This window comes from Pseudomonas parafulva NBRC 16636 = DSM 17004, from assembly GCF_000730645.1.
GTDB classification, from domain to species: domain Bacteria; phylum Pseudomonadota; class Gammaproteobacteria; order Pseudomonadales; family Pseudomonadaceae; genus Aquipseudomonas; species Aquipseudomonas parafulva.
In genome coordinates this window covers 124,734-149,319 of sequence record NZ_BBIU01000016.1, presented here as the reverse complement: position 1 = coordinate 149,319, position 24,586 = coordinate 124,734, and the positions used below count along the sequence as shown (strand labels likewise).

General features: G+C 61.0%; 22 protein-coding genes. 20 read left to right on the top strand and 2 right to left on the bottom strand.

Annotated features, from left to right (window positions below):
- Positions 1 to 103 precede the first annotated feature (103 nt).
- Together PPA02S_RS12205 and PPA02S_RS12200 are read right to left on the bottom strand one after the other, a co-directional pair.
- The gene (locus tag PPA02S_RS12205) at positions 104 to 1,360 is read right to left on the bottom strand and encodes a TIGR03862 family flavoprotein (RefSeq protein WP_028632716.1); all 1,257 of its coding nucleotides are present in this window, start codon (positions 1,358 to 1,360) and stop codon (positions 104 to 106) included.
- A 148-nt stretch (positions 1,361 to 1,508) separates the two neighbouring features.
- On the bottom strand, positions 1,509 to 2,423 hold the full coding sequence (locus tag PPA02S_RS12200; protein WP_028632715.1) for a histone deacetylase family protein: 915 nt from the start codon (positions 2,421 to 2,423) through the stop codon (positions 1,509 to 1,511).
- Between the two features lie 154 nt (positions 2,424 to 2,577).
- Between PPA02S_RS12200 and PPA02S_RS12195 the strand changes: the two genes are divergently transcribed.
- The 20 genes from PPA02S_RS12195 to PPA02S_RS12100 all read left to right on the top strand — a co-directional run bounded on the left by PPA02S_RS12195 (position 2,578) and on the right by PPA02S_RS12100 (position 24,520).
- Complete coding sequence (locus PPA02S_RS12195) at positions 2,578 to 3,150, top strand: GNAT family N-acetyltransferase (protein WP_028632714.1); 573 nt, start codon at positions 2,578 to 2,580, stop codon at positions 3,148 to 3,150.
- 144 nt (positions 3,151 to 3,294) lie between these two features.
- Entirely contained in the window at positions 3,295 to 4,164 is an 870-nt protein-coding gene (tesB, locus tag PPA02S_RS12190; protein WP_028632713.1) for an acyl-CoA thioesterase II, read from the top strand.
- A complete protein-coding gene (locus tag PPA02S_RS12185; RefSeq protein ID WP_028632712.1) occupies positions 4,161 to 4,751 on the top strand; it encodes an HAD family hydrolase in 591 nt (196 codons plus the stop codon). Before tesB ends, PPA02S_RS12185 begins: the two co-directional genes overlap by 4 nt.
- Before the next feature lie 52 nt (positions 4,752 to 4,803).
- The gene (locus tag PPA02S_RS12180) at positions 4,804 to 5,814 is read left to right on the top strand and encodes a zinc-dependent alcohol dehydrogenase family protein (RefSeq protein WP_028632711.1); all 1,011 of its coding nucleotides are present in this window, start codon (positions 4,804 to 4,806) and stop codon (positions 5,812 to 5,814) included.
- A 129-nt stretch (positions 5,815 to 5,943) separates the two neighbouring features.
- Positions 5,944 to 7,059 carry an ABC transporter substrate-binding protein gene (locus PPA02S_RS12175; RefSeq protein WP_028632710.1) on the top strand — a complete coding sequence of 372 codons (1,116 nt, stop codon included), beginning with the start codon at positions 5,944 to 5,946 and terminating at the stop codon, positions 7,057 to 7,059.
- The gene (locus PPA02S_RS12170) at positions 7,056 to 8,117 is read left to right on the top strand and encodes a FecCD family ABC transporter permease (RefSeq protein ID WP_028632709.1); all 1,062 of its coding nucleotides are present in this window, start codon (positions 7,056 to 7,058) and stop codon (positions 8,115 to 8,117) included. The genes PPA02S_RS12175 and PPA02S_RS12170 overlap by 4 nt, the downstream gene beginning before the upstream one ends.
- Complete coding sequence (locus PPA02S_RS12165) at positions 8,114 to 8,875, top strand: ABC transporter ATP-binding protein (protein WP_028632708.1); 762 nt, start codon at positions 8,114 to 8,116, stop codon at positions 8,873 to 8,875. The genes PPA02S_RS12170 and PPA02S_RS12165 overlap by 4 nt, the downstream gene beginning before the upstream one ends.
- A 317-nt stretch (positions 8,876 to 9,192) precedes the next feature.
- Entirely contained in the window at positions 9,193 to 10,584 is a 1,392-nt protein-coding gene (locus PPA02S_RS12160; protein ID WP_028632707.1) for an amino acid permease, read from the top strand.
- A gap of 755 nt (positions 10,585 to 11,339) precedes the next feature.
- Entirely contained in the window at positions 11,340 to 11,606 is a 267-nt protein-coding gene (locus PPA02S_RS12155) for a hypothetical protein (protein WP_028632706.1), read from the top strand.
- Complete coding sequence (locus tag PPA02S_RS12150; RefSeq protein WP_028632705.1) at positions 11,596 to 12,360, top strand: DotI/IcmL family type IV secretion protein; 765 nt, start codon at positions 11,596 to 11,598, stop codon at positions 12,358 to 12,360. The genes PPA02S_RS12155 and PPA02S_RS12150 overlap by 11 nt, the downstream gene beginning before the upstream one ends.
- A 2-nt stretch (positions 12,361 to 12,362) precedes the next feature.
- Entirely contained in the window at positions 12,363 to 13,376 is a 1,014-nt protein-coding gene (locus PPA02S_RS12145; RefSeq protein ID WP_028632704.1) for a DotH/IcmK family type IV secretion protein, read from the top strand.
- Positions 13,373 to 14,806 (top strand): type IV secretion protein DotG, encoded by a 1,434-nt coding sequence (locus PPA02S_RS12140; RefSeq protein ID WP_028632703.1) that lies wholly within the window; start codon positions 13,373 to 13,375, stop codon positions 14,804 to 14,806. The genes PPA02S_RS12145 and PPA02S_RS12140 overlap by 4 nt, the downstream gene beginning before the upstream one ends.
- A 10-nt stretch (positions 14,807 to 14,816) precedes the next feature.
- A complete protein-coding gene (locus PPA02S_RS12135) occupies positions 14,817 to 15,452 on the top strand; it encodes a hypothetical protein (RefSeq protein WP_028632702.1) in 636 nt (211 codons plus the stop codon).
- 14 nt (positions 15,453 to 15,466) lie between these two features.
- On the top strand, positions 15,467 to 16,051 hold the full coding sequence (locus PPA02S_RS12130; protein WP_028632701.1) for a hypothetical protein: 585 nt from the start codon (positions 15,467 to 15,469) through the stop codon (positions 16,049 to 16,051).
- A gap of 37 nt (positions 16,052 to 16,088) precedes the next feature.
- The gene (locus tag PPA02S_RS12125) at positions 16,089 to 16,469 is read left to right on the top strand and encodes a hypothetical protein (protein ID WP_028632700.1); all 381 of its coding nucleotides are present in this window, start codon (positions 16,089 to 16,091) and stop codon (positions 16,467 to 16,469) included.
- Between the two features lie 136 nt (positions 16,470 to 16,605).
- The gene (locus tag PPA02S_RS12120) at positions 16,606 to 17,289 is read left to right on the top strand and encodes an HNH endonuclease (RefSeq protein ID WP_245614688.1); all 684 of its coding nucleotides are present in this window, start codon (positions 16,606 to 16,608) and stop codon (positions 17,287 to 17,289) included.
- A gap of 63 nt (positions 17,290 to 17,352) precedes the next feature.
- Positions 17,353 to 20,415, top strand: coding sequence for a putative type IV secretion/conjugal transfer ATPase (locus tag PPA02S_RS12115; RefSeq protein WP_028632698.1), 3,063 nt, complete (start codon positions 17,353 to 17,355; stop codon positions 20,413 to 20,415).
- A gap of 11 nt (positions 20,416 to 20,426) precedes the next feature.
- Positions 20,427 to 23,303: a TraM recognition domain-containing protein gene (locus PPA02S_RS12110; protein WP_028632697.1), complete on the top strand. Its 2,877-nt coding sequence runs from the start codon at positions 20,427 to 20,429 to the stop codon at positions 23,301 to 23,303.
- Positions 23,304 to 23,379: 76 nt separating this feature from the next.
- Positions 23,380 to 23,997 carry a hypothetical protein gene (locus PPA02S_RS12105; protein WP_028632696.1) on the top strand — a complete coding sequence of 206 codons (618 nt, stop codon included), beginning with the start codon at positions 23,380 to 23,382 and terminating at the stop codon, positions 23,995 to 23,997.
- 58 nt (positions 23,998 to 24,055) lie between these two features.
- Positions 24,056 to 24,520 (top strand): transglycosylase SLT domain-containing protein, encoded by a 465-nt coding sequence (locus tag PPA02S_RS12100; protein WP_236408500.1) that lies wholly within the window; start codon positions 24,056 to 24,058, stop codon positions 24,518 to 24,520.
- The last annotated feature ends 66 nt before the right edge of the window (positions 24,521 to 24,586 follow it).

Sequence of the window (24,586 nt, the reverse complement as noted above, 5' to 3'; positions counted from 1 at the left end):
AGGAGCGGGTTTACCCGCGAAACAGGCAGCGCGGTGTATGGCACCGGCTGCGCCGGTGTTCGCGGCTGAAGCCGCTCCCACAGGTCCCTGCTACATCAATGAGTTATGGACAATTCCCTGACGCTTGCAGGGCCAACCAGTGCGCCGCTGCGCGCCCTGCGCGCAGACCGCTGGCAAAGCACGCGGTCAGCAGGTAGCCGCCGGTCGGTGCCTCCCAGTCGAGCATCTCGCCGGCACAGAACACCCCCGGCATGCCTTTGACCATCAACCCATCGTCCAGCCCCTCGAACCGTACGCCGCCCGCGCTGCTGATGGCTTCATCCAGGGGGCGTGTGCGCACCAGGGTGATTGGCAAGGCCTTGATCGCCCGGGCCAATGCATCGGGGTTGGCAAACGTAGCCTGATCGGTCAGCTCGCGCAACAAGGCTGCCTTGACCCCATCGATACCCAGCTGACCTTGCAGATGCCTGGCCATGGAGCGCGAGCCGCGGGGCCTGGCCAGGGCCTGGGCAATTTTGTCCACAGGCTTGTCCGGCAGCAGGTCCAGCAACAGTTGCCCCTGGCCGGTACGGTTGATGGCTTCGCGTACGGCTGCCGACCAGGCATACACCAGGCTGCCTTCCACTCCTTGCGCCGTCAGAATGAACTCGCCCTTGCGTGGGGGGCTGCCCGGCACGCTCAGGGCAATGTTCTTCAGCGGCGCACCGGCGAACTTCTGCTGCAGCAGTGCGCTCCAGCCCTCAACCTCGAAGCCGCAATTGCTGGGCTGCAACGGGGCGATATCCACAGCCCGCTGCGCCAGCAACGCCTGCCAACTGCCATCAGAGCCCAGGCGCGCCCAGCTGCCACCGCCCAGCGCCAGCACTACCACAGCCGCTTCGACGCGCCGTTCGCCCTGTGGATAAGCAAGCCGCAGCGCGCCCTCGGGGCTCCAGCCCAGCCAGCGATGGCGGGTGTGGATAACTACCCCGGTGTCGCGCAGGCGCTTGAGCCAGGCGCGCAGCAAAGGGGCGGCTTTCATGTCGCTGGGGAAAACCCGGCCTGAGGTGCCCACAAACGTTTCGATGCCCAAGCCATGTATCCACTGGCGCAATGCGTCGGCATCGAAGCCACGCAGCAGGGCGTCGATCTCGCGCTGGCGCTCGGCATAACGGCCCACGAATGCCGGGTAAGCCTCGGAATGGGTGATGTTCATGCCCCCCACGCCCGCCAGCAGGAACTTGCGCCCTACCGAGGGCATGGCGTCGAACACCTCCACAGCCAAGCCCGCCTGGGCCAGGGCTTCGGCTGCCATCAGGCCGGCAGGGCCTGCGCCGATGACGACGGCGGGAGGGGATGGGGGGCAGGTAGGGTCAGGCATGGTAGGCAACAGGCTGTGGAAAAGTGGCGCATTCTAGCGCAACCACACCCCTGAGCGTACTGATCAAAAAATGATCATGTCTCTGCAGGCTTTGATTGGTAAGGCCTGCAGCGTCTTTCGCGCAGGTTATCCACAAGCGGTTCCACAGTCATTGTGAACAACTCAAAACCTGCGCGGCACTGCGGTGCAGAATACCGTGGCGCCGGGCCAGGGCCGCCCGGTCCTTGCTGTAGCCACCCCCTATAACGCCTGCCACCGGAATGTCCCGCCCCATGCAATGCCGCAGTACCGCTTCATCACGTGCGGCAACGCCTGCGTCTGTCAGTTGCAGGTAGCCCAGTGCATCGTCCTTGTGCACATCCACGCCGGCGTCATACAGCACCAGGTCGGGTTGATAGAGCGGCAGCAGGTAGTTCAAGGCATCGTCCACCACCTTCAGGTAGGCTTCATCGCCCATGCCTCGCGGCAGGGGGATATCCCAGTCACTGTGGGCCTTGCGTGCCGGGAAGTTCTGCTCGCAGTGCAGCGACACGGTGATGGCTTCCGGGGTGTCCTGCAGGATACGTGCGGTGCCGTCGCCCTGGTGCACATCGCAGTCGAAGATCAGCACCCGGTGCACACGGCCTGCTTCCAGCAGGTAGCGGCTGATCACGGCCAGGTCGTTGAAGATACAGAAGCCTGCCGGGTGGTCGTAATGGGCGTGGTGGGTGCCGCCCGCCAGGTGGCAGGCAACGCCGTGCTGCAAGGCCATTTCTGCGGTGAGCAGCGAGCCGCCGACTGCCCGCACGGTACGCCTGGCCAGCGCCTCGCTCCAGGGCAGGCCAAGGCGCCGCTGGTCTTCGCGGGGCAGTTCACCTTGCATGTAGCGCTGGATGTACTGGCGGTCGTGGGCCAGGGCCAGAATGTCGACCGGGCAGATCTCTGGCCGTAACAGCGCCTGGTCTGTCGTCAGGCCAGTGTCGACCAGGTGATCGTGCAGCAGGCGGAACTTGTCCATCGGGAAGCGATGGTCTGCCGGAAACTCCGGGCTGTAGTCTTCGTGATAGATCAGCGGCAACGGCATGGGGCGCTCACATTCCGGGGGCAGTGGTGATCTTGCCATTATCGAGGGTGCACTTTCTCGGGCAATCGGGCATCTCATGCCAGGCGTGTGGCACCCCCTGATCGCTGCCAGCGCTAAACTTGCCTCAAGCATGCCGTGACCGGAGCAACCCGCAATGACCCCCATCCTGCAACTGGAAAGCGCCCGCCTGGTATTGCGTCAATGGCATGACGATGACCTGCGCGAGTTTGCTGCGTTGTGCGCAGACCCGCAGGTGATGCGTTACTTTCCGGCGCCGCTGACCCGGCTGGAGGCCGCCGGGCTGATTGGCCGCCTGCGGGGCCACTTCAATGAGTACGGCTTCGGCCTGTGGGCGCTGGAGCGCAAGGACAGCGGGGCATTCATTGGCATGGCCGGCCTGCTCAAGGTCAACTTCGACGCGCCCTTTGCCCCGGCGGTGGAAATAGGCTGGCGGCTTGCCCGCCGCCACTGGGGCCTGGGGTTTGCCAGTGAGGCGGCCTGGACGTGCCTGCGTTGCGCCTTCGCCCAGTTACGGCTGAACGAGGTGGTGTCGTTCACCAGCCAGCTGAACCTGCCGTCGCAAAAGGTCATGCAGGCCATCGGCATGCAGCAGGACGAGGCAGGCAGTTTCGAGCACCCCCGCATTGCTGCCGGCCACCCCTTGCGCCCGCACGTGCTTTACCGTATCGACCGCGCCCGCTGGGAGCAGACCCTGCGCACCGACTGAACCGCCAGGGGTGGCAGTGCTGTCAAACCCTGTATTATTTCCCGCATTGGAAGGCGCTGGCCGTTGCCGGTACAGCGCCGTTGAATCATGCGCCGCCAGCTGGCGCACCGCGAGCCAGGCTCGCCAAGAAGGAGAACCCCACCGATGAGCCATGTGTTGGACGACCTGGTCGACCTGTTGAGCCTCGAACCCATCGAAGAAAACCTGTTCCGCGGGCGCAGCCAGGACCTGGGCTTCCGCCAGCTCTACGGTGGCCAGGTGCTGGGGCAGTCGCTGTCGGCCGCCAGCCAGACTGTGGAAGACGCCCGCCACGTGCATTCGTTGCATGGTTACTTCCTGCGCCCGGGCGACGCCAGCTTGCCAGTGGTGTATTCAGTGGACCGCGTGCGCGATGGCGGCAGTTTCAGCACCCGGCGCGTGACGGCGATCCAGAAAGGCCAGACCATTTTCACCTGCAGCGCCTCGTTCCAGTACGACGAAGAGAGTTTCACCCACCAGGCACCAATGCCCGATGTGGTCGGCCCGGAAAACCTGCCTACCGAGGTGGAGCTGGCCAGTGCCATGGCCGAGCAGCTGCCTGAGCGCATCCGTGACAAGGTGCTGTGCGCCAAGCCCATCGAGATCCGCCCGGTGACCGAGCGTGACCCGTTCAACCCCAAGCCCGGCGACCCGGTGAAGTACGCCTGGTTCCGCGCCGACGGCAAACTGCCAGACATCCCCGCCCTGCACAAATACCTGCTGGCCTACGCCTCGGACTTCGGCCTGCTGACCACTTCGCTGCTGCCCCATGGCAAGTCGGTGTGGCAGCGTGACATGCAGATCGCCAGCCTGGACCATTCGCTGTGGTTCCACGGCAACCTGCGTGCAGACGAGTGGCTGCTGTATGCCACTGACAGCCCGTGGGCGGGCAATGCCCGTGGCTTCTGCCGCGGCAGCATCTTCAACCAGGCCGGGCAACTGGTGGCTTCTTCCAGCCAGGAAGGGTTGATCCGCCACCGCAAGGACTGGGCATGAACCTGGGCGGGGTTCGCCACTGGGTGTTCGACATGGACGGCACCCTGACGGTGGCGGTGCATGACTTTGCAGCCATCCGCGTGGCGCTCGATATCCCGCCTGCAGCCGACATCCTCACCCACTTGGCCGCCCTGCCCGAAGACGAAGCAGCCGCCAAGCATGCCTGGCTGCTGGCGCACGAACGCGAGCTGGCCCATGCCTCGACGGCTGCCGATGGCGCAGTGGACCTGGTGCGTGAACTTGCGGGCCGCGGCTGCCGCCTGGGTATTCTTACCCGTAATGCCCGTGAGCTGGCGCACGTGACCCTCGAGGCCATCGGCCTGGCAGACTATTTTGCGGTATCACAGATTCTTGGGCGTGACGAAGCCGCCCCCAAGCCGAGCCCCGACGGGTTGCTGAAAATTGCCAGTGCCTGGGGCGTTGCCCCCAGCGAACTGGTGATGGTGGGCGATCACCGCTTCGACCTGGCGTGTGGGCGAGCAGCCGGCGCCGGGACGGTGCTGGTGAACCTGCCGGAAAACCCCTGGCCCGGGCTGGCCGACCGCCACGCTGCCGATTGCCACGCCTTGAGGGCGATGCTGGGTTGACCAGCCCGTCTATGCTCACCCGCACCCTTTCCCCTGAATGGAGCAACCATCCATGATCAGCAAGGCCATCTACGTTCAGCCGGGCGGCGGCTACGACAAGGTCGAAGTCGGCACCAGCGAGGCAGCGGCACCTGGCGCAGGCGAGATTACCGTGCGCCTGCACGCCAGCTCGCTCAACTACCATGACTTTGCCGTGGTCAGCGGCATGTGGGGCCCCAGTGAGCGGCGCATCCCCATGGCCGATGGTGCCGGTGAAGTGGTGGCAGTGGGCAGTGGGGTGACCGAGTTTCAGGCAGGCGACAGCGTGGTCAGCACCTTCTTCCCTGACTGGCTGGACGGCCAGGCCAACGTCGAAGGCTTTGCCAGGGTGCCTGGCGATGGCCTGGACGGCTATGCCCGCGGGCAGGTAACGGCGCCTGCCACGGCGTTCACCCGGGCCCCGAAGGGCTTTAGCCATGCCGAGGCCGCCACCCTCACCACCGCAGGCCTGACGGCGTGGCGGGCGTTGATGAGCGACGACCGCCTCAAACCAGGCGACACGGTACTGGTGCAAGGCACGGGGGGCGTGTCTATCTTCGCCCTGCAGTTCGCCAAACTGGCCGGTGCTACAGTTATCGCCACCTCGTCCAGCGATGCCAAGCTCGAGCGCCTGAAGGCGCTGGGCGCCGACCACCTCATTAATTACACCTCGACCCCGGCCTGGGGCGATAAGGTGCGGGCATTGACCGACAACCGCGGTGTTGACCATGTAATAGAGGTGGGCGGGCCGGCCACCTTGGAACAGTCCATGATTGCCGCACGCATCGGCGGACACGTATCGCTGATCGGGATTCTGACCGGCGTGGCCGGGCAACTGCCGCTGGTGCAGGCACTGGTGAGGCAGATTCGCCTGCAGGGGGTGCTGGTAGGCAGCCGCGCGCAGCAACAGGCGATGGTGCGGGCGATCGATGCCAACGGCTTGCGCCCAGTGGTGGACAAGCATTTTGAGCTGGAGCAGATCGTCGAGGCGTTCCGCTATCAGGAGAGCAATCGCCATTTCGGCAAGATCTGCCTGACCTGGTAGCAGGCGATTAGGGTAATGGAATGTAATGGCGCGCCTGCGGGCCAATACATTCGCGCACATCGACAGCGCAGGTGGCTGGCTAGAATGGCCGGCTCCGTTGCGACTGATTCTCTTCCAGAGGATACCCCGATGTGCGTATTCCCCCGTTTTTGGCAGCGCGTGCTGCCTGCATTGCTGCTGTTGGCAGCCTGCCTCGGCTTCACTCAACCGGCCAGTGCCCTGCAAGTCACCGACGTGCTTGGGCGCAGTGTAAAGCTGGACCACACACCGCAACGCATCGTGTTGGGCGAGGGCAGGTTGTTCTTCGCCCTGGCGTTGCTGGACCGTGACGACCCATTCCAGCGGGTGGTCGGCTGGCAGAACGACATGCGCCTGCTGGACCCGCACACCTACCAGGTGTATGCGCAAAAGTACCCGCAAATCGCCAAGCTGCCGCTGATTGGCCAGGCTTCCGAGCAAAGTGTGAGCGCCGAGCAGATATTGGGCCTGAAGCCGGACCTGGCCATCTTCAGCATCGCCGGTGAAGGGCCCACCCAGCACAGCCCCGTGGCCGACCTGCTGGAGCAGGCTGGCGTGCCGGTGCTGTTCATCGATTTCCGCGTGCACCCTATCAAGAACACGCGGGTCAGCATGGAGGCACTCGGCACGGTGCTGGGCCGCGAGCAGGAAGCTGCCGAGTACCTGAGCCTGTACGATCGCCACCTGAAACGGGTGACCGATGCGGTGGCCGGGCTCAAGGACAGTGAACGGCCCAAGGTGTTTCTGGAACTGCTGGCAGGGGTGTGGCAGGCGCCTGGCCACACCACCGGCAAAAGCGGCTTGGGCAGCGTGGTCCAGGCCGTGGGCGGGCATAACATTGGCGCTGACGTGGTACCCGGCGCGCTGGGTGATGTGAGCGTGGAGTACGTGCTGCAGGCCGACCCGGATGTGTACATCGCCACCGGTAACCGCGCCCCCGGCGTGCTGCTGGGCGCTGGCGTATCTACCGAGACGGCGCGCCAGAGCCTGGCCAAGATCACCGCTCGCCCCGAATTCGCGCCGCTGCGGCCGATCAAGGCGGGCCAGGCCCATGGCCTGTGGCATGACTTCTACAATTCGCCGTTCAATATTCTGGCTATCGAAGCCATGGCACGCTGGGTGCACCCCGAGCGCTTCAAGGACCTCGACCCGCAGGCGACCATGGCTGAAATCAACCGCATGCTCAAGGTAGGCCTGGACGGCCAGTACTGGGTCGACGCCAAGTGACCGCGCAGGCTCTGCCCGGCGCCCAGCAGGCTGCCTGGCACTACCGCCGGGTGCTGTGGCGGCGCACCTGGCTGGTGGGCGCCCTGGCATTGCTGCTGTTGGTTTCGGTGCTGTGCGACCTGGCCAGCGGTGCGTCGGGCATGAGCCTGGGGCGCCTGGTGCAGGGGGTGTTCGACCCGGCCACCCTCAGTGCCACCGAGCGGGTGATCATCTGGAACGTGCGGCTGCCGTACGCGCTGATGGCGGTGCTGGTCGGGGCAGCGTTGTCGCTGGCGGGCGCGGAAATGCAGGCGATCCTCGACAACCCGCTGGCCAGCCCCTTTACCTTGGGGGTGTCATCGTCTGCCGCGCTGGGCGCGTCGCTTGCCATCGCCTACCCGCTGGGCATCGCCTGGATTGCGCCGGGGGTACAGGTCACGGTGATGGCGTTCGTGTTCGCCTGCCTGTCGGTGGTGCTGCTGCAGGCCATGTCGCGCTTGCGTGGCGCTGGCGTAGAAAGCCTGGTGCTGTTTGGCATTGCCCTGGTGTTCAGCTGCAACGCATTGGTGTCACTGCTGCAACTGCTGGCTACCGAGGATGTACTGCAGCAACTGGTGTTCTGGACCTTGGGCAGCCTGGCCCGGGCCAACTGGGACAAGCTCGCCATTCTGGCACTGGTGCTGGCGGTACTGCTGCCGTTCTCGTTGCGCGCCGCGCCGGCCATGACCCTGCTGCGCATGGGCGAGGACCGCGCCCGTAGCTTTGGTGTGGACACCCGCCGCCTGCGTTTTGCCTCCCTGCTGCGCATCAGCCTGCTGTCGGCAACTGCGGTGGCTTTCGTTGGCACCATCGGCTTCGTCGGCCTGGTGGGCCCGCATATCGCCCGTTTGCTGGTGGGCGAGGACCAGCGTTTCCTGTTGCCCGCCAGTGCGCTGGTGGGGGCGTTGATGCTGTCGCTGTCGTCCATTGCCAGCAAGGCGATCATGCCCGGCGTGATTGTGCCGGTGGGTATCGTCACTGCTTTGGTAGGGGTGCCGATCTTCGTGGTGTTGGTGTTCCGCCGGGGGAGAAAACTGTGAGCCTGTTGATCGAAGGTATATCGGTAGCCTACGGGGCACGGCAGATTCTGCACGAGGTGAGCATGCCGGCGTTCCCGGCCGGCAGCCTGGTGGCACTCGTGGGGCCCAACGGCGCAGGCAAGTCCACCCTGCTGCGTGCGTTGGCAGGGTTGGAGCGCATGCGCGGGGGCCTTAGCCTGGACGGCCAGGACGTCACCCGGCTGGGCTTTGCCGAGCGCTCGCGGCGCCTGGCCTACATGCCCCAGCAACTGCCCCCCGGCATTGCCCTGGGCGTGCTCGAAAGCATCGTTGCCGCCCTGCGCGTGGGCAGTAGCGACAACCTGTTGGGCCATGCTTTCGAAGCCTTGCGCCAGTTGGGTATCGAAGGGCTGGCCGAGCGCTCGCTGGACAGCCTGTCGGGCGGCCAGCGCCAGCTGGTGGCCCTGGCCCAATTGCTGGCGCGCAACCCCCAGGTGCTGCTGCTGGACGAGCCCACCAGTGCACTGGACCTGCATTACCAGTTGCGGGTGATGGACGCCGTGCGTGAGCGCGTGCAGGCGCACCGGTTGCTGGCCGTCGCAGTACTGCATGACATCAACCTGGCGGCGAGCCACGCCGACTGGCTGGTGGTGCTGCGCGAGGGCAGGGTAATCGCCTGCGGCGCCCCGGCCGACGTACTCAAGCCGGACCTGCTGGCAGACGTCTATGGCGTGCAGGCACGCGTGGAACGCTGCTCCCAGGGGCGGTTGCAGGTACTGGTGGACCGGGCGCTGGCCTGAGGCGCCCTGCTGCACACTCAAATGAAAAACAAAAGCTTCGCCTGGCCCGGTGGCGCGATCGGATATGCCAATCGCGACATTTGGCGTTGCTGGAAAAGCGCTGTCGTGATCGAACAGTTCCGAGGCGTTCTCGTGTAATTTCCCACATGCTTGCGGGGCTTAAATGAAGCCCGAACCGCAACGGCACGTTGCATTTGATGCGCTGCACACATCAACAACAGAGCGCTAGCAACCTGCCTTCACCCCGAATCCCAAGGAGCCTTTTTCGCCTACGCCTGCCCGTCCATCCTTGTGTCAGCAAAAAGAGAACAACATCAATGAACACCGTGGGATCTGATGGCAACCTTGCACAAGGTTTCAAGCCACGTCATGTAACGATGCTGTCCATCGCGGGCATTATCGGCGCCGGACTCTTCGTCGGCTCGGGTCACGCCATCGCGGCGGCCGGGCCAGCCACCATAGTTTCCTATTTTGTGGCCGGAACCTTGGTGGTACTGGTCATGCGCATGCTCGGTGAAATGGCCGTAGCGCACCCCGACACCGGCTCTTTCTCCACCTATGCCGAACAGGCCATTGGCCGTTGGGCCGGCTACACCATCGGTTGGCTGTACTGGTGGTTCTGGGTACTGGTGATTCCCATTGAAGCCCTGGCTGCGGGGCACGTGCTCAATGCCTGGTTCCCTCAGGTAGACAGCTGGATCTTCGCCCTGGCCTCGGTGCTGTTGCTGGCCGGCACCAACCTGTTCAGCGTGGCTAAGTACGGCGAGTTCGAATTCTGGTTCGCCATCCTCAAGGTCACGGCCATCCTGGGCTTTATCGGCCTCGGTTTCGCAGCGCTGATGGGCTGGTTGCCCAACCGTGAAGTCAGTGGCCTCAGCGGGCTGATCAATGAGCACGGCGGCTTTGCCCCCAAAGGCTGGGCGGCTGTGGTCGGTGCCTTCATCACCGTGATGTTCAGCTTCATCGGTACCGAGGCGGTGACCATCGCGGCGTCCGAGTCCAGCGACCCTTCGCGCAACATCGCCAAGGCCACCCGCTCGGTGATCTGGCGTATCAGCACCTTCTACATCCTGTCGATCTTCGTGATCATCTCGGTAGTGCCGTGGAATGACCCGCAACTGGCGGTAGTGGGTTCGTACCAGCGTGCGCTGGAAATCATGAATATCCCCAACGCGGCATTCATGGTCGACCTGGTGGTGCTGGTGGCAGTCACCAGTTGCATGAACTCCTCCATCTACATCGCCTCGCGCATGATGTACTCGCTGGCCAAGCGCGGTGATGCACCAGCCATGCTGAAAAATACCTCCAGGGTCGGTGTACCACGGGCTGCGGTGTTCGGCAGCACGCTGATCGGTGCCGCCATTGCGGTGCTCAACTACTTCGCACCCAAGGGCGTGTTCGAGTTTCTGCTGGCCAGTTCCGGCGCCATCGCGCTGCTGGTGTACATGGTGATCGCCATCTCCCAACTGCGGATGCGCCGCCGGCTGGAGCGCGAGAACACCGAGCTGAAATTCCGCATGTGGCTGTTCCCGTGGCTGACCTGGGCGGTGATCATCTTCATCGCTGCAGCGCTGGCGGTGATGATGTACACGCCTGAACACCGGGTTGAAGTGAGTTCAACCTTGGGGTTGGCGATTGTGATTTCCTTCCTGGGTATTGTGACCACACGGGGTCAGGCGCAACCAGTGGGCGCGCGATCAATGGGGTAACAGCTGTCACCTGAAGCAAGACCAAAGGGCACCCGACACGGGTGCCCTTTTGTTTTTGTTAGAAAAATGTTCGTGCTGGTGTGGAGTTTGATGCATTTGGCAACCCAGCGTGGAACGATCAGTAGGGCCTAAGTGTCACATTGCCAGTATCGCAAACAGCTATCCATATAGTGGAAAATCATGCCCTCTTTGCGCCGGCTATGCGGCCGCAATCGCCTTTAGCTAGCTTTAACGGCCCTTTTAGCCTGTAAATCAAGCCTTAACGGCCCATTCAGCCATCTTTCGCAATAATGGAATACACCCGCCTGGCACACGTACCAGGCGAGTCATGGAGGACGACCACCGCTTTCAATGCCTGCTGTTTTTATTAGCCTGGTGCTTTGTATACAAGGCCCGGAGGGCTGCACTGTTGCCTACGGAAAGCCAAAACTCGGTGGGGATGAATCGCTATGGCCATCAAAAAAAACTGCTTGCTTATGATTTTTTCAACGGATGGGTAGGGGTAGCGTTTTTCGCTTTTTGTAATCTAAATTGCGGAATATCGTGGTGATCTCAGTATTTATAACCAATCCAGCGACCCTTTTTGAGATTGATTTGAGGGATCTGGCATTAGCTCAACCCTCAGACCGTACACGTTGCTTGGCTCCAGCGCTGGAAAATCAGTTGTGATAGTTCTGATATTTTTGTTGATGTCAAAATTTCGGTGTTGCGTATTTCTAAGTTTTGCATGAAAATGCCGCCGCATGGAGCGAGATATGGATCGATTCGAATCAACGTCGACGGCATGGGGCGCCGGTGCTGGTGATGATGTGGATGTGCGGGCACTGCGCCGCTACAACCGCATCCTTGCCGTGTTGCTGGATATAGGGGAGTGGGCATGCCTTGCACTGCTGCCTTGCGTGGCCATTGCCGCCATCTGGCTGGTCACACAAACCAATTTTGAAAATGTCGTGTTCTATGACGGAACCGACTCGATTTGCATTTATGACGGAACGACAGGGGAAATCCGTAATGTCGAGTAAGGAAACCCAACACGGAGCCCCTGCAGGTGGAGCCCCGGATGGCAAACCAGCCACCGATGAAAAAAAGCTCCTGGAGTTGGCCCTCGACGAAACGCCTGGCGAGGCCGCTGCCACTGTCAGGGAAGTCAAGCGCCTTCAGCTCGAGTGCCTGGACCTCAAGCGCCGCAATAAGCGCGTATGGGGGCAACTGCTGGCGCTGACCTGCGTATTTGGCGTGACTATCGCGGCGGTGGTTTTCTGGTACCCGAAGTACCGCTGGATCCCCACCACGGACAACCACGCGATCTGTGAGGTCTCGACCGAGGCCAACCCTCGCGTGACGCCGGCAACGCTGGCTGAGTTCGCCAAGGACGCAGTGGTCAATTCCTACTCGTACGATTACGTGAACTACCGCTCCAACCTCAACGCAGCAGGCGCCCGGTGGTACACGGATGATGGTCGCAAAGCGTTTCTCAAGACGCTGGACGACTCCGGCAACCTGGAAAGGGTGCTCAAGGGCCGCATGATCCTGCGGGCCATGGCCACCCAGGTTGCCCAGGTTGAAGAGAGTGGGGTGCTGGCGACCGGGCAGAACTACTGGCTGGTGCAAGTACCCATTGCCATCGAATTCTACGTCGGGGGCGACCAGCAGCCTCGGTCTCGCCAGGACTTCCTGGCCGCCGTGACCATTGTTCAGATCCCTGCCTCGGCCACCAATACCAAAGGCATCGCCGTCGATTCTGTTCAGCTGTCGCCGTACATCCCAAGGAAGTGACCATGAAGAAGCATCTGATCGCATCGTTGCTTGCGAGCGCTATCGCCATCCCCGCGTTTGCCGATGAGCCACAACGTGCTGCCGCTGTTGGGGATGTGGCCCGGCAAGCCCAGCCGATGCAGGATTACAACGCACCGCCCCAGCCCCCGGCCAATGGGCTGGGCCGGCAGGTTTCGAGTGTGGCTCAGGTGGTCTACCCCCGCCCGGAAGATGTCATTGGCGAAACCGTTCAGGATGTGCGGGATTCTCAACTGACGCCTGCGCAACTGGAGCTCATCAAGACGCTTTGGCTTGAGCGAGAAAAGCAGAAGGCCAATGCTTATGTCAGCCCTGCCAAGCCCGTTACCCGCACACTTGCGCTCAACCTGGACCCGGGTGTGGCGCCGCCCATCGTACGTCTAAGCAAGGGCCAGCAGTCTTCGATCGTGTTCTCGGACTACGCAGGGCAACCCTGGATGATCCAGAACGTGTCGATCAATCGCGAACTGTTCCGCGATGGCCGGGAGCGGGGCAGCCAGAATGGCCAGGACGGCACAGCGGTGCCTACCAACATTCTGACACTCGACCCGGCCACCGCAGCCGCTTACGGCAACGTGACCGTCACGCTGCGTGGGCTGGCTACCCCCATCATTCTCATTCTGGCAGCAGGCCAGGAAGAGGTGGACATGCGGGTGGACGCCAAGGTTCCAGGGCGCAACCCGGACGCCGTGGCCAGAATTTCTCTGTTGCAGATGCCTAGCATTGACGACGCGTTGGCGTATTTCCTCGATGGCGTTCCGCCCAAGGAGGCACAGCGCCTGAAAGTCACTGGCCTGGATGGTGTAGAGGCCTGGCGCTACGGCCCGAACATGTATGTGAAAGCCAAGGCTGACGCGCAGTACCCGGCTTACACCAATGCTGCGCGAAGCACCACTGGCGTAGCTGTCTATCGCTACGCCGGGCTGCAGAACAGCGTTACGTTCACCACCGGCGGGCAAGCCGTGACTGTCTTCATCGAGCAAGGGAATATGCAATGAGCGATAACAAAACCCCGCCCAGTGACGCAGGTTTCGATGAAGAGCACGAGCCACTGGTGGCCGACCGTGACGAATCTGGCGGTAGAAACGGTGCCAAAGCCCGCAAGTCCGATGAGATGCAGCGCAACCTGCAGGCGGTCTTCGGCTCGGGGGTAGGCAAGGTGTCGCTGATCGCGGCAGCACTGGTAATCGTCGCGCTGGCTGCGCTGGCCTACAACGGCATGAAGTCTAAAGAGGGCCCTGCTGGCAAGGCGTCATCTGTGGATGTACCGCGTGCGCCGCAACCTGAGGTATCGGTAGAGCCGATCTCGGCTGCCGAGGCCCAGCGCCGGGCTCAACGCAGCACGCTGGAAGCCGAGCAGGCTGCGGAGCGAGGCGCCTCCTACCAGCCAGGCTTCGACCCGAACATAGTGGAGGGTGATAAACAGCGCTATCGTGGCCAGGGCGCCCAGTTCAATGTGCCCGGGCAGCCTTATCAACAAGATCAGCCGGAGGTACCGGCGATCAGCTTCGGTGGACAGGCGGCTGATTCAATGCCAGCTGGCAATACGCAGCGGCAAGCCTATCAGGCTGCGAGCGAGCAGAACGCCGAGCAAGAGCGTCGGCGTATCGAGCAGGAGCTGAAGAAGGCCGAGCAGGAGCGTGACGCCTATGTCAACGAGCTGCGTTCCGAAACCCTCAAGTCCATCAAGCAAATGATGGGGGAAACGGAAAAAGCCAAAGGCTTTGCCGACACGACCAGCTTCAGCACGGTCAGCTATTACCCGGTGAGCCGTAACGGCGGCGCCCAGACCGGTGCAGTGCAACGCACCGTGAAGGAAGAAAAGGACCCGAACGCCATCGAGGCGGTAGGTGATACTGACAAGGAACTGTTGATCAAGACCGGCACCATCATGTACGCCACGCTTGATGCGGAGGTCAATACAGACGACGGGGGTGACGTACTGGCGACCGTGCGTGGCGGTAAATGGAATGGCTCGAAGCTCATCGGCAAGATCGAGCAGGCGCCGGACAACATTCGTGTGAAGTTCACCATCCTTGCGCCGCCCGTAAATGACTCGAGGCCAACCATGCGTATCAGCGCGGTTGCCCTGCGTGAGGATGACGCGAAGCAGGGCATCGCGGAAACGAAGGATCACCACACCATGGAGCGCTACTTCGCACTTGGCGCAGCGTCGCTGTTGTCGGGTTACGGGCGTGCCTATCAGCAAACTGCCGGTACCACCATCATCAGCCCAAGCGGTGTGGTGGCCCAGACCACAACCGAGCCTTCGACCAAGCAGGTAATCGGCACGTCCGTAGGTGAACTTGGTACCTCAATCGCTTCAGAGGTGCGCCGCGGCTTCAACCGCCCGGCCACCTACGCGACGCCCGCGAACAAAGGCTTCGGTCTGTTCTTCCTGCAAGACGTACACGATCAATCTCGATAAGGAGTTCGACATGAAGAACTGGTCGTTCGGAAAACTCATAGGCGTGTTCGCCGGCAGCTTCGTGGCGCTCATCCTGATCGCCGTGATAGTGCTCAAGTCCACGTCGTCGCCAACTGCCAAGGCCCAACGCATGGCTCAGGTACAGACCCAGCAGATGCAACCTGCACGTATGGATGTGCTGAGCATTGAGCTGGCCAAATCCAAGGAGCAGGCGCAGGCCGCGCTGGTGGCGCAGCAGAACAGCGAGAAACAGCTGAACATCGTGCGTCAGGAAGCCCAGCGCAACACCCAGTTGTTGCTTGAGCGCATCAGGCAGCTAGACAGCAGCCTCGAAGCGTTGGGCAAGCGCATGAACGATTTCGAGGCAAGTCGTCAGCGCGTCGAGATCGTCAAACCGCCGCGCAAGGCTTCGGCTTCCACGTCGACAGCCGCTCAAGTGCAGCGCTCAAGCGGGGCCGTTCACGCCTTGCCGCAGTCCAGCGGTTACAAGGTCCAGGCGGTGGTTGGGCATCGCGCCTGGGTGCAGAACGGCGACGCTGAAGACAGTGTGAAGGCGGGTGATAAATTGCCCCCGGCGCAACGCGAACTGAAAGTGCTGGCCATTGATAGCAACAGCGGCATCGTGGTCACCTCGCCCGCTCTTTAACCAGGGAAGTTCACATGGCAGCCGGATATGCCGATCTCGTAGAAGTGATGGTGAACATCGGGAAAGTGGTCCCGACGGCCATCATGATGTGCCAGGGCATTGCCGCATTGATCGGTCTCTACCTGACCTCTGCAGCACTAGTGGAAATATGGGGCGTCACCCATGACAACGCGCTGAAGTATGTAGCCGGGCGGCAGCGTTTTTCCGTCGGTTCGGCCTGCGTGCAATTGCTCATCGGCTCGATTCTGCTGGCGATCGGTACCCTCGAGTGGATGGGCATCATGTCGCGGACACTGACCGGTGATTATGCGAACTCGCGGATGCTGTCGTATTCCGCCTCTGGCACCACCCTGCAGGAACAGGCTCAGCTGGCGACGTTGGCGCTACTCGGCATCATGCAGATCGTGGGGTTCATCGCCATGGTCAAGGGCTGGTTAACCGTGAACGGTTACTTCAATAACCAGTCCCAGGCAGGCCTGGGTACCGCCTTCGGTTGGATCATCGGCGGCATCCTGGCGTGGAATTTCAAATGGTTCAGCGATGTTCTCAACAACACAATCGGATTCAATCTGGTTGGGCTTTTCACGCCGTGGTCGTAACGGCTTCTCAATAAAGGAAACTCAAGGAGCGTCACTCATGAAAGCACTCAAAACCCTGAAAGCTGCTTACGATTCGGCCAAAGTCCGCACTACCACTGCCATGATCAGTGCTCTGGCGGCGCCTTCGGCGTTCGCCATTACCAAGACCGATCTGACCCAGGACACCTCGGGCGGCAAGACTGCCAGTGACGTGATGTCCAATATCGATGACACGGCGCAGGGCGGTGCCACACTGCTGATTTCCCTGGTTTCGATCGGTGGTTTCGTGGTGGTTGCCATGTCGCTGTACACCTTGTGGAAAGCCTCCAAGGACGAGCGTGAAAAGCCGATGTCCGCAATCGTCGGCCTGTTCATTGGCGGGTTGATGGCCGGCGTGGGTACGGTGATGTGGATCATGCGCAACACCACCGTCGGCTAAGCCGACGCACCACTGGCTGTAAAGGCGGGGCGCAAGGCCCCGCGATCAAAGGACAACCTCGGGGCAATCAGGCGTGAGCGCAAAACCCTCTTCCGAGCACAGGGCAGTCGAAGCCCCAACCCAGGCGGCCGGCTATGTGAACCGCGAGGCCAACCAGCCGGTGTTCGGGGTGCGTCGGCCGCTGTGGCGTTCCGATGATGACCAGCGCACATTGATGAGCCCTGTGCATGACAAGCTGCGCACGTCGGTGTTACAGCGGGATAACTACACCTGCCGCTTTTGCGGGTTCAAATCCGCCAGGTTCCAGCAGATCCATGCACTGGACAGCAACCCTGACAACTGCATCAAAGAAAACCTGATCACAGCCTGCAATCTCTGTCGTCAGGTTCATCATCTCGGTGCATGTGCCATGAATGGCACGGGCTTTTTCGTCGCCGTGCAGGAAATGACACAAACCGAGATCAACAATGTTGCCCGGGCAATTTATGTTGCCGAGCTGCTGGATGATGGTGAAACCAACGGACAATTGGCCAGCCTTCTGGCGGCATTCAGGTTTCGCGGCAGTGACACACTCAAGCAGGTATTCGACGGCGACGTCATAACGGTTCTGGCGGTGGCGGAAACCTTGGCCAGCAAGACCCTTGTCAGCGACGAAGAGTACGCAAACCGGGCTGAATGGCTGGCACCGTTGCGCCTGTTCCCCACTCGGCAGGCATTTTCCAGTGGCCAGCTTGAGTACTACGCGGCCAACAACCGCTCGCTGTTTCAGCCGGATAACTGGACGGCCCTCGCGGCCCAGCTCATGAAGAATTTCGCTTGATCCACCTTTACGCAGCACTCACCAGCCTCGCCGTTGAGAAAGTCATCCAGGGAGAACAAGGACATGTTTAACAAACTCGAGGCGGTGATCCTGACGGTTCTGAGCCAACTGAAAGCCGACGTACAAGACTATTGCGACCTGGAAACGGTTGATGGGGGGCAGGCCATTGTCGCCAACGACGGCTCGCTCGCGTCCATTGTGCGGTTCAATGGCACCAAGAGTGTGCTCGGGCGTGAGCAGTTCGAGCGGCTGGTCAGCCTGCTTGAGGCTTCCCTCTCCGTTTACTTCAAGGTACGTGGTCATCACTTGCAGATCGTGTTCAGCCGTGACCTGGACGCCACAGCGCCCCTTGAGCAGAACGCCTTGCAGCAGGCGGCCACCGCCGAGCGACTGAACCTCAACGTACGGCACTTGATCAACGAGGGCGTGAGCAAGTATGCCCAGTATGTCTATGACGAAGAGTGCTACCTGGTGTTCTGGTCGCGGCCAGCGCTGCTCGATCAGACCGAAAGGACCATGGCACGTGAGGCGCTGAACGAGTTTCGTGCGCAATCACAATGGCCCGCTACCGCCGATGCGCAGAACTTGTTGCGGCCCATTTCGTACCTGAAGGATCGTCATCTGTCATTCGTGACCAAGATCACCGAAGACCTGACGTCGCCAGAGTTTGGCTGCTCGGCGGATGTGCTAGACGTCAGTGAGGCCATTCGCGCGATCCGCGCGAAGGTCAACCCGGACATCACACCGAGAACATGGAAGCCGTACATTCCGGGCAGTGCAATCCCCATGCGGTGGAAGACCAGCACGCGCGAAGACGACGTGTCGGAATTCATGTACCCCACACTGCCCAGCCAGATCATGGTCACTTCGGGTGAGATCGGAAATGGTCAGCGCACGGGGCTGCTTCCCGACCCTACCAGTGTCCGCGTTGGCGCCCGGGTGTATGCGCCGCTGATCATGTCGATCCCGCCGGCCGAGCCCCAGTACTTCAATACCTTGTTCAATAGCCTGAACCGGGCCGAGACCCAGGAAAACGGTGTATCGCGGGCCTTGCCCTATTCGGTTTCGGTCATGTTGTCTTCGGACGGGATGAGCGTCCTGGCGTGGAAGAGCCTGTTCGCCCAGTTGTTGTCGATCACCTCCGAGCAGAACCGCAACATCAACTTGGCCACCAAGGAGTTGCGCGAGCGGGTGCGTGACGGCGAGTGCATGGTCAAGCTGCAGGTTGCCGCAATGACGTGGTCCAGCCCGGACGAGCGAGGGATAAAAGAGCTGGCCCTTCGCAAATCCAAACTATGGCGCACGCTGGAGGCGTGGGGGCAACCCGTGTTTATCGAGCGTACGGGCAACCCGATGCAGGCATTCCAGTCAAATTGCCTTGGCCTCACCACAAAACACCTTGGCACGCCTGCGGCCGCGCCATTGGGCGATGCCGTTGCCATGTTGCCGCTGACCCGCCCGGCTTCACCGTTCCAAGAGGGATCTACCATCTACCGTAGCCTGGACGGCAAGATTCTGAAGTATCAGCGATTCTCGTCCCAGCAGACTACCTGGATCACATTGATCGCCGGCAAGCCTGGTTCGGGCAAGTCGGTATTGATGAACAACAACCATTTCGAGTCGTGCCTGATGCCTGGCTTGACGGGCCTGCCCTACATTGGGATCACCGATATCGGCATATCGTCTTCCGGTTTCTGCGACCTGGTGCGTGACAACCTGCCCCCGAGGTTGCACCACCTTGTGGTGTACAAACGTTTGCAGAATGCCCGAAAAGACTGCATCAACCCACTCGATACCCCCTTGGGCCAGCGTTATCCCCTGCCCAAGGACCGGGAATTCAATAAGAACTTTCTGACCATCCTGGTGACGCCGCCTGAACGGGAAAAACCCTATGAGGGGATGAGCAACTTTGTTGGCCGCATGGTAGACCTGGCCTACCGCCGCAAGGATGACAAGATCGAGCGGGCCAGCCCAGAGACCTACAAGCCTGGTCACAATGATGTCGTAGATACGGCGGTTGCTCAGCTTGGGTTCCGCATCCTGCCCGCCACCACCTACTGGGAGCTGGTGGATGCGATGTTTGACGCCGGCATGGTTTACGAGGCGGAGGTGACGCAGCGCTATGCCGTCCCGACCCTCAACGACCTGGTGGCGGTGGCCTCGACGGAAGAAGTTCGCGCGGAGTACGAAGGCTCAGGCGAGGTTGGCCGCAGCTTGGTAGACGCCTTCATCCTGGGTATTCGCGAAGCAGTGGGTGACTTCCCGGTGTTCGCAGACCACACCCGGTTCGACGTCGGCAGTGCACGTATAGTGGCCTTGGACCTGCAGGACGTGGCGCTGCAGGGGTCTGCCTCGGCCAAGAAACAGACGGCGCTGATGTACATGATCGCGCGCCAGTGCTTTATGAAGAAAGTGGCGTTCTCCAAGGAAGATTTTCCGTTCTTTACCGAAAAATATCTGCCGTTCTATGAACGCCTCGTCGCCGACCTGGTGGACGAATACAAGGTCATGTGCATGGACGAATTTCACAAGACCGGCGGCCATGTGGGCTTGCAGGAGCAGATGCAGACTGACGGGCGCGAGGCGCGTAAGTGGAACATGGAGATCATCCTGGCTTCCCAGCTGATGGAAGACTTCGGCTCGCTTACCAAGATCGCCACGGCGACCTTCATTCTCGATTCGGGGACCAAGGAAACCCGTGACTGGCTACGCAAGAACATCGGCCTGTCCGATACCGAGGAGCATGCCCTGGTCAACTTCGTACACGGTGCCAACAAGCACGGCTGTACGTTCCTGGCTCGCTTTGAAACCAAGAACGCTACCTACAGCCAGCTGTTCACCATGTCTGCCGGGCCGATGCGCCTTTGGGCGCTGACCACCACTGCCGAAGACCGCAAGCTGAGAACCATGTTGTATGAGCACATGCCCCGCCCGGATGCACTGGCGTTGCTTGCTCGGCGTTTCCCATCCGGTGGCTGCAAGGACATGGTCGAGCGGCTCAAGCGCGAAACGTTCAAAGACGTGGAGTTTGTCGATGACGACATGGAGCAATCTGTGATCGCACGCATCGCCAAAGACCTGGTTGCCGACTACATCGGCGCCAGTGCATTCGAAGACGTCGTTTGAGGGAGTGACAGATGGCTCAGTACAAGGGCGCATCCCGTCAGCATGAGGTCAGCAATAACCGTAGGCGTAAAGATACGCGCCTGGCGGGGCAGCGGTTCAGCGACTTCTTCCAGTCAGCGGAAGGGGCCGTATTCGGTACCTTCGCCTTGCCGGTGCTCGCTTTGATCCTGATCAAGGTGCCGTTTTCGGGCGAGTTGTTGCTGCTGGTGTTGTGGGCCTTTGCGCGCAAGTTCGTTTCTGTGGACAAGCGCGCCTTCGATTTTCCGTACCGCGTGCCCAAGCTGGCTGACGTCAACGACGGCTCTTACAAAGGCAACAAGAAGGGCGAAGGCGTTACCTTGTTTGGTAATGACCTGGAAACCAAAGAGCAGATCTACGCTGCTGATAGCGACCTGCGTACCCACCAACTGGTTTTGGGCACCACCGGCTCGGGTAAGCCGCAGCCCAAGCATGCCAAGGTGTTAACCCCTGGCGGTTGGGTAAGCATGGGCCAGATCAGGGTCGGTGACAGCGTTTGCACACCCGATGGCAAGCACGCCGCAGTGCTGAGGGTGATCGAACAGGGGATGCAGCCGATCTTTACGGTTGCGACTCGCGACGGCCGGCGTGCCCAGGCAACGGGCGATCATCTCTGGCGTGTACTCAGCAAAGCGCGTGACGGCGTCGAGCAGGCCCACACCGTGACCACCGATGCTATCGCGGCGCTGCTTGCCCGCGGTGTCTCGGTGATGCTGCCTAAGGTGCGCAAGAGGCGTGGCAGCGCCCGGTTCGATGGCTGGGCGCCGGTGTGGAAGGTGACTGCTGCAGGCCAGGCGCCCTGTCAGTGTATCGAGATCGATCACCCGCACCATCTTTACATCACCGATGACAGCCTCGTCACCCACAATACCGAACTGCTGTTGGGTATTGTCTTCAACGCACTGGTACAGAACACCGGCTTCATCTACGTCGACGGCAAGGGTGACCCCAAGCTGCAAAAGGAAATCTTCAGGCTGTCCCGTTACCTTGGGCGCGAAGACGACCTGCTGATCATCAACTTCATCACCTCCGGCCGTGACTTTGTCGAGAAACAGGTCGACAAGGTGACGAACAACATGAACATGATGGGCAACACATCGTCGGGCATGTTGATCGAACTCATCGTCTCGCTGATGGATGATTCCGGTGGTGGTGGCGACATGTGGAAAGGGCGCGCCATCATGTTCGTGGCCGCGCTTACCCGCCCGTTGACTTACCTGCGTGACAAGGGCCACATAAACCTTTCACCCGAGAAATACCTGGAGTACTTCGAGCTCAACGTCATCGAAGACTTGGTGTGGGAGCACGGTGGCAAATATGGCGACATGTTTGATGTGATCGTGGCCCCCCTGCGCTCTTACCTGCTTACCCTGCCGGGTTACCAGAAAACCAAGTTCAAGAATCAGGAAACCAAGACCCTGGAGCAGCACGGCTATATCGTCATGCAGCTTGGGCGGATCTTCAACGACCTGACGTTTAACTACGGCCATATCTTCAAGACGCGGGTGGGCGATGTCGATTTTTACGATGTGGTCATCAACCGGCGGTTGCTGGTGGTGTTGCTGCCAGCGCTGGAGCGAGCGCCCGACAGCATGCGCATGCTCGGCAAGATGATTGTCGGCAGCATCAAACAGATGATGGCTGGCTGCCTGGGCAATCGTGTGGAAGGTGTGGTGCGCGAGATCATCGACAGCCGGCCGACTGGCTCGCAGTTCCCGTTCTACACCATCCTCGACGAGTACGGCTATTACGCAGTGGTTGGCTTTGCTGTAGCACCTGCGCAGGCCCGGAGCCTTGGCTTCAGCGTGACCTTTGCAGCGCAGGATTTTTCATCTTTGAAGAAATCGAGTGCCGAAGAGGCCGACGCTACCTGGGAAAACACCAACATCCGCGCGGTCGGGCGTTTGACCTCCGGTACCGAGTCGGAAACCTGGCGCCGCGTTCAAGGGGCGGCAGCCGAGTCTTCGCAGGCGATGCTCGGCAATTTCGAGCGTTCCTCCGGGGCGGTCAACGACACGTTCAGGCAGTCGGACAACATTGCCATCGAACAGCGCAGCCGGCTCAACTACGACGACGTCGCGATGCAGGAAAACGGCGAGTTTACGTTCCTCATCGGCAAAAAGTCGCAGGGCGGGAAGACGGGTGGCGTCGCGCTTATTCGCGGGCTTGGCTTCTATACGGCAGGCCCAGCACCCAAAGAGATGCGCATCAACGATTTTATCCCTGTGGAGCCCCCCGAACCTTCGGACTTGCCGCAGAACCGTCAGTCGCGACAGGCGTTGGTCGATAGCCTCAAGGACGGTTCGTTTGCCAAGCGGGTGCGGGGCGTGGTCAAAGGCGACCCTACGCTGGCCCGCATGCATGGGGCCTTCCAGCACAATTATGCAAACCCTGAAAGGCCTGTGCTGGGCCGCCTCGATACCTCACTGGCAATTGTGGGGGCTTATCTGACTGGAGCTTTGCATGACGCTGCCCCGCGGGCAAAGCCAGCGCCCAGCGAACCAACCCTGCCATCTATCGAGACAAGCATTCTGGCTGTTGCGCAGAAGTATGCCGACACGGCCCTTCCAGCGCCGGTAACTCCGGCAGTGGAGCCGACCCCTGAGCTACCTTTGGTGCCACTGGTTGCGGGCGGACCAGAAGCCCTGCTCGACATGCAGGTACTGGCGTCAGGCAAGGCTTTCACCTCGCTGGCCGAGAAATGGGCTGCTCAAGAACGAGCAAGTCAAACCTGTGCGGCCATCGCTCGCGAAACAACCTACACCTTGCCTGCGGACCTCGAACCCCAGTCCTTGGGCAGTGTACGTGAGCAACTTAGCCAGCTGGAGAATGAGTGCAGACGCCTGTCCAAGGGGCAATCATCGGAATAGCTGTGTTATAAATTGACGACGATAGATATCTAACAGATAATCAAAAAACGTAATTAAAGCATGTATGGTGACGTAAATGGGGTTGTTCAGCACAGGGAAGAGGGCAGCAAAGTTCGCGTTCATCACCATGCCTATGGCGGCGCTGGGTGTGAACCAACTGCGCATGGGCAACCAGCACATCAAGGCGCTGTGGCGTTCGAACTTCAGCCCCGCCTGCCCGGAGTGCGAGCGTGGAGTCCTGCTTCAGCAGGACGGTGACTATCAGGATATCGAGCAGCACCCCAGCGGCCGCGTGCGTGTTCTGCATAGCTGGCAATGCAACAACTGCCAATTCGCTCTGCTCGAGGAAGCCGATAGCAGAAAAGTCCGTGAGCATGCAGCGCGTTACCGGAACGAAAGGGTCAGGGGCCAACTGACCACCCTGGAGCGGGAGGAGCTCGACCGCATTGCCGGCAGTCACCGTTTGCACTCGAGGGCCTTTTTCATTGCCAGCTTGGCAGCGACCCTGGGTTTCGTTTACATGCTGGCCACTGGTGCGGGTGTCATGATCGCGTTGAACTGGCTGTCGATCGGCTTTGCATTGTGGGTTTTCGGCATGAAGAAGTCCTACCGCAGCTGGCAGGTGTCGAGCGGTCAACTGTTTGTCGAAGGCGCATTCTGGTTCTGGTTCCAACATCAGAAGTGGATCATCTGACATGACACGATCCGGGTGGTACCTGATTTTGCTGTGCGTTTCATGGCCGGCGTGCGCATTGGCCGATGGCTTCTACGCTGTGCGTCCGGCAGATATAGACTGCGTGATCCAGGCCGCTCAGCGCCAGGGCGTGCCGGCCAACGTGCTGCTGGCGATTTCCAGCAAGGAAAGTGGCAGGAACGGCCAGAGTGTTTCCAATCAAAACGGTACCTTCGACCTGGGGCATTTCCAGATCAATACAACGCACTGGGGCCCCAGAGGTGTATTCGCCTCCTACCCGAGCATCACGAAATCCGATGTCGCCTGGCGGGGTTGTTACAACGCCGAGCTGGCGGCCTGGTTGCTGCGCCAGAAGCTGGAAGAGAACAACGGCCAGGATTTCTGGACGCGTGCTGCCAATTACCATTCCAAAACGCGCAAATTCAACGATATCTACAAGAAAGACCTTATCCCCCTCGCGGTGAAGTGGGGCAAGTACCTTGAACGGCAGCAACATCGCCAGTTGGCGGTGAGCTACCAGTAATGCCCATTGTCGCGAGGCTGCAAGCACATTGTGTGGCTGCGCTTCGCCAGCTTGGCCAGAATCACA

Excerpts from the sequence above, each read along its gene's own strand:
- PPA02S_RS12205 (WP_028632716.1), bottom strand. The coding sequence starts at position 1,360 with ATGCCTGACCCTACCTGCCCCCCATCCCCTCCCGCCGTCGTCATCGGC.
- PPA02S_RS12200 (WP_028632715.1), bottom strand. The coding sequence starts at position 2,423 with ATGCCGTTGCCGCTGATCTATCACGAAGACTACAGCCCGGAGTTTCCG.
- PPA02S_RS12195 (WP_028632714.1), top strand. The coding sequence starts at position 2,578 with ATGACCCCCATCCTGCAACTGGAAAGCGCCCGCCTGGTATTGCGTCAA.
- tesB (WP_028632713.1), top strand. The coding sequence starts at position 3,295 with ATGAGCCATGTGTTGGACGACCTGGTCGACCTGTTGAGCCTCGAACCC.
- PPA02S_RS12185 (WP_028632712.1), top strand. The coding sequence starts at position 4,161 with ATGAACCTGGGCGGGGTTCGCCACTGGGTGTTCGACATGGACGGCACC.
- PPA02S_RS12180 (WP_028632711.1), top strand. The coding sequence starts at position 4,804 with ATGATCAGCAAGGCCATCTACGTTCAGCCGGGCGGCGGCTACGACAAG.
- PPA02S_RS12175 (WP_028632710.1), top strand. The coding sequence starts at position 5,944 with ATGTGCGTATTCCCCCGTTTTTGGCAGCGCGTGCTGCCTGCATTGCTG.
- PPA02S_RS12160 (WP_028632707.1), top strand. The coding sequence starts at position 9,193 with ATGAACACCGTGGGATCTGATGGCAACCTTGCACAAGGTTTCAAGCCA.
- PPA02S_RS12155 (WP_028632706.1), top strand. The coding sequence starts at position 11,340 with ATGGATCGATTCGAATCAACGTCGACGGCATGGGGCGCCGGTGCTGGT.
- PPA02S_RS12150 (WP_028632705.1), top strand. The coding sequence starts at position 11,596 with ATGTCGAGTAAGGAAACCCAACACGGAGCCCCTGCAGGTGGAGCCCCG.
- PPA02S_RS12145 (WP_028632704.1), top strand. The coding sequence starts at position 12,363 with ATGAAGAAGCATCTGATCGCATCGTTGCTTGCGAGCGCTATCGCCATC.
- PPA02S_RS12140 (WP_028632703.1), top strand. The coding sequence starts at position 13,373 with ATGAGCGATAACAAAACCCCGCCCAGTGACGCAGGTTTCGATGAAGAG.
- PPA02S_RS12135 (WP_028632702.1), top strand. The coding sequence starts at position 14,817 with ATGAAGAACTGGTCGTTCGGAAAACTCATAGGCGTGTTCGCCGGCAGC.
- PPA02S_RS12130 (WP_028632701.1), top strand. The coding sequence starts at position 15,467 with ATGGCAGCCGGATATGCCGATCTCGTAGAAGTGATGGTGAACATCGGG.
- PPA02S_RS12125 (WP_028632700.1), top strand. The coding sequence starts at position 16,089 with ATGAAAGCACTCAAAACCCTGAAAGCTGCTTACGATTCGGCCAAAGTC.
- PPA02S_RS12115 (WP_028632698.1), top strand. The coding sequence starts at position 17,353 with ATGTTTAACAAACTCGAGGCGGTGATCCTGACGGTTCTGAGCCAACTG.
- PPA02S_RS12110 (WP_028632697.1), top strand. The coding sequence starts at position 20,427 with ATGGCTCAGTACAAGGGCGCATCCCGTCAGCATGAGGTCAGCAATAAC.
- PPA02S_RS12105 (WP_028632696.1), top strand. The coding sequence starts at position 23,380 with ATGGGGTTGTTCAGCACAGGGAAGAGGGCAGCAAAGTTCGCGTTCATC.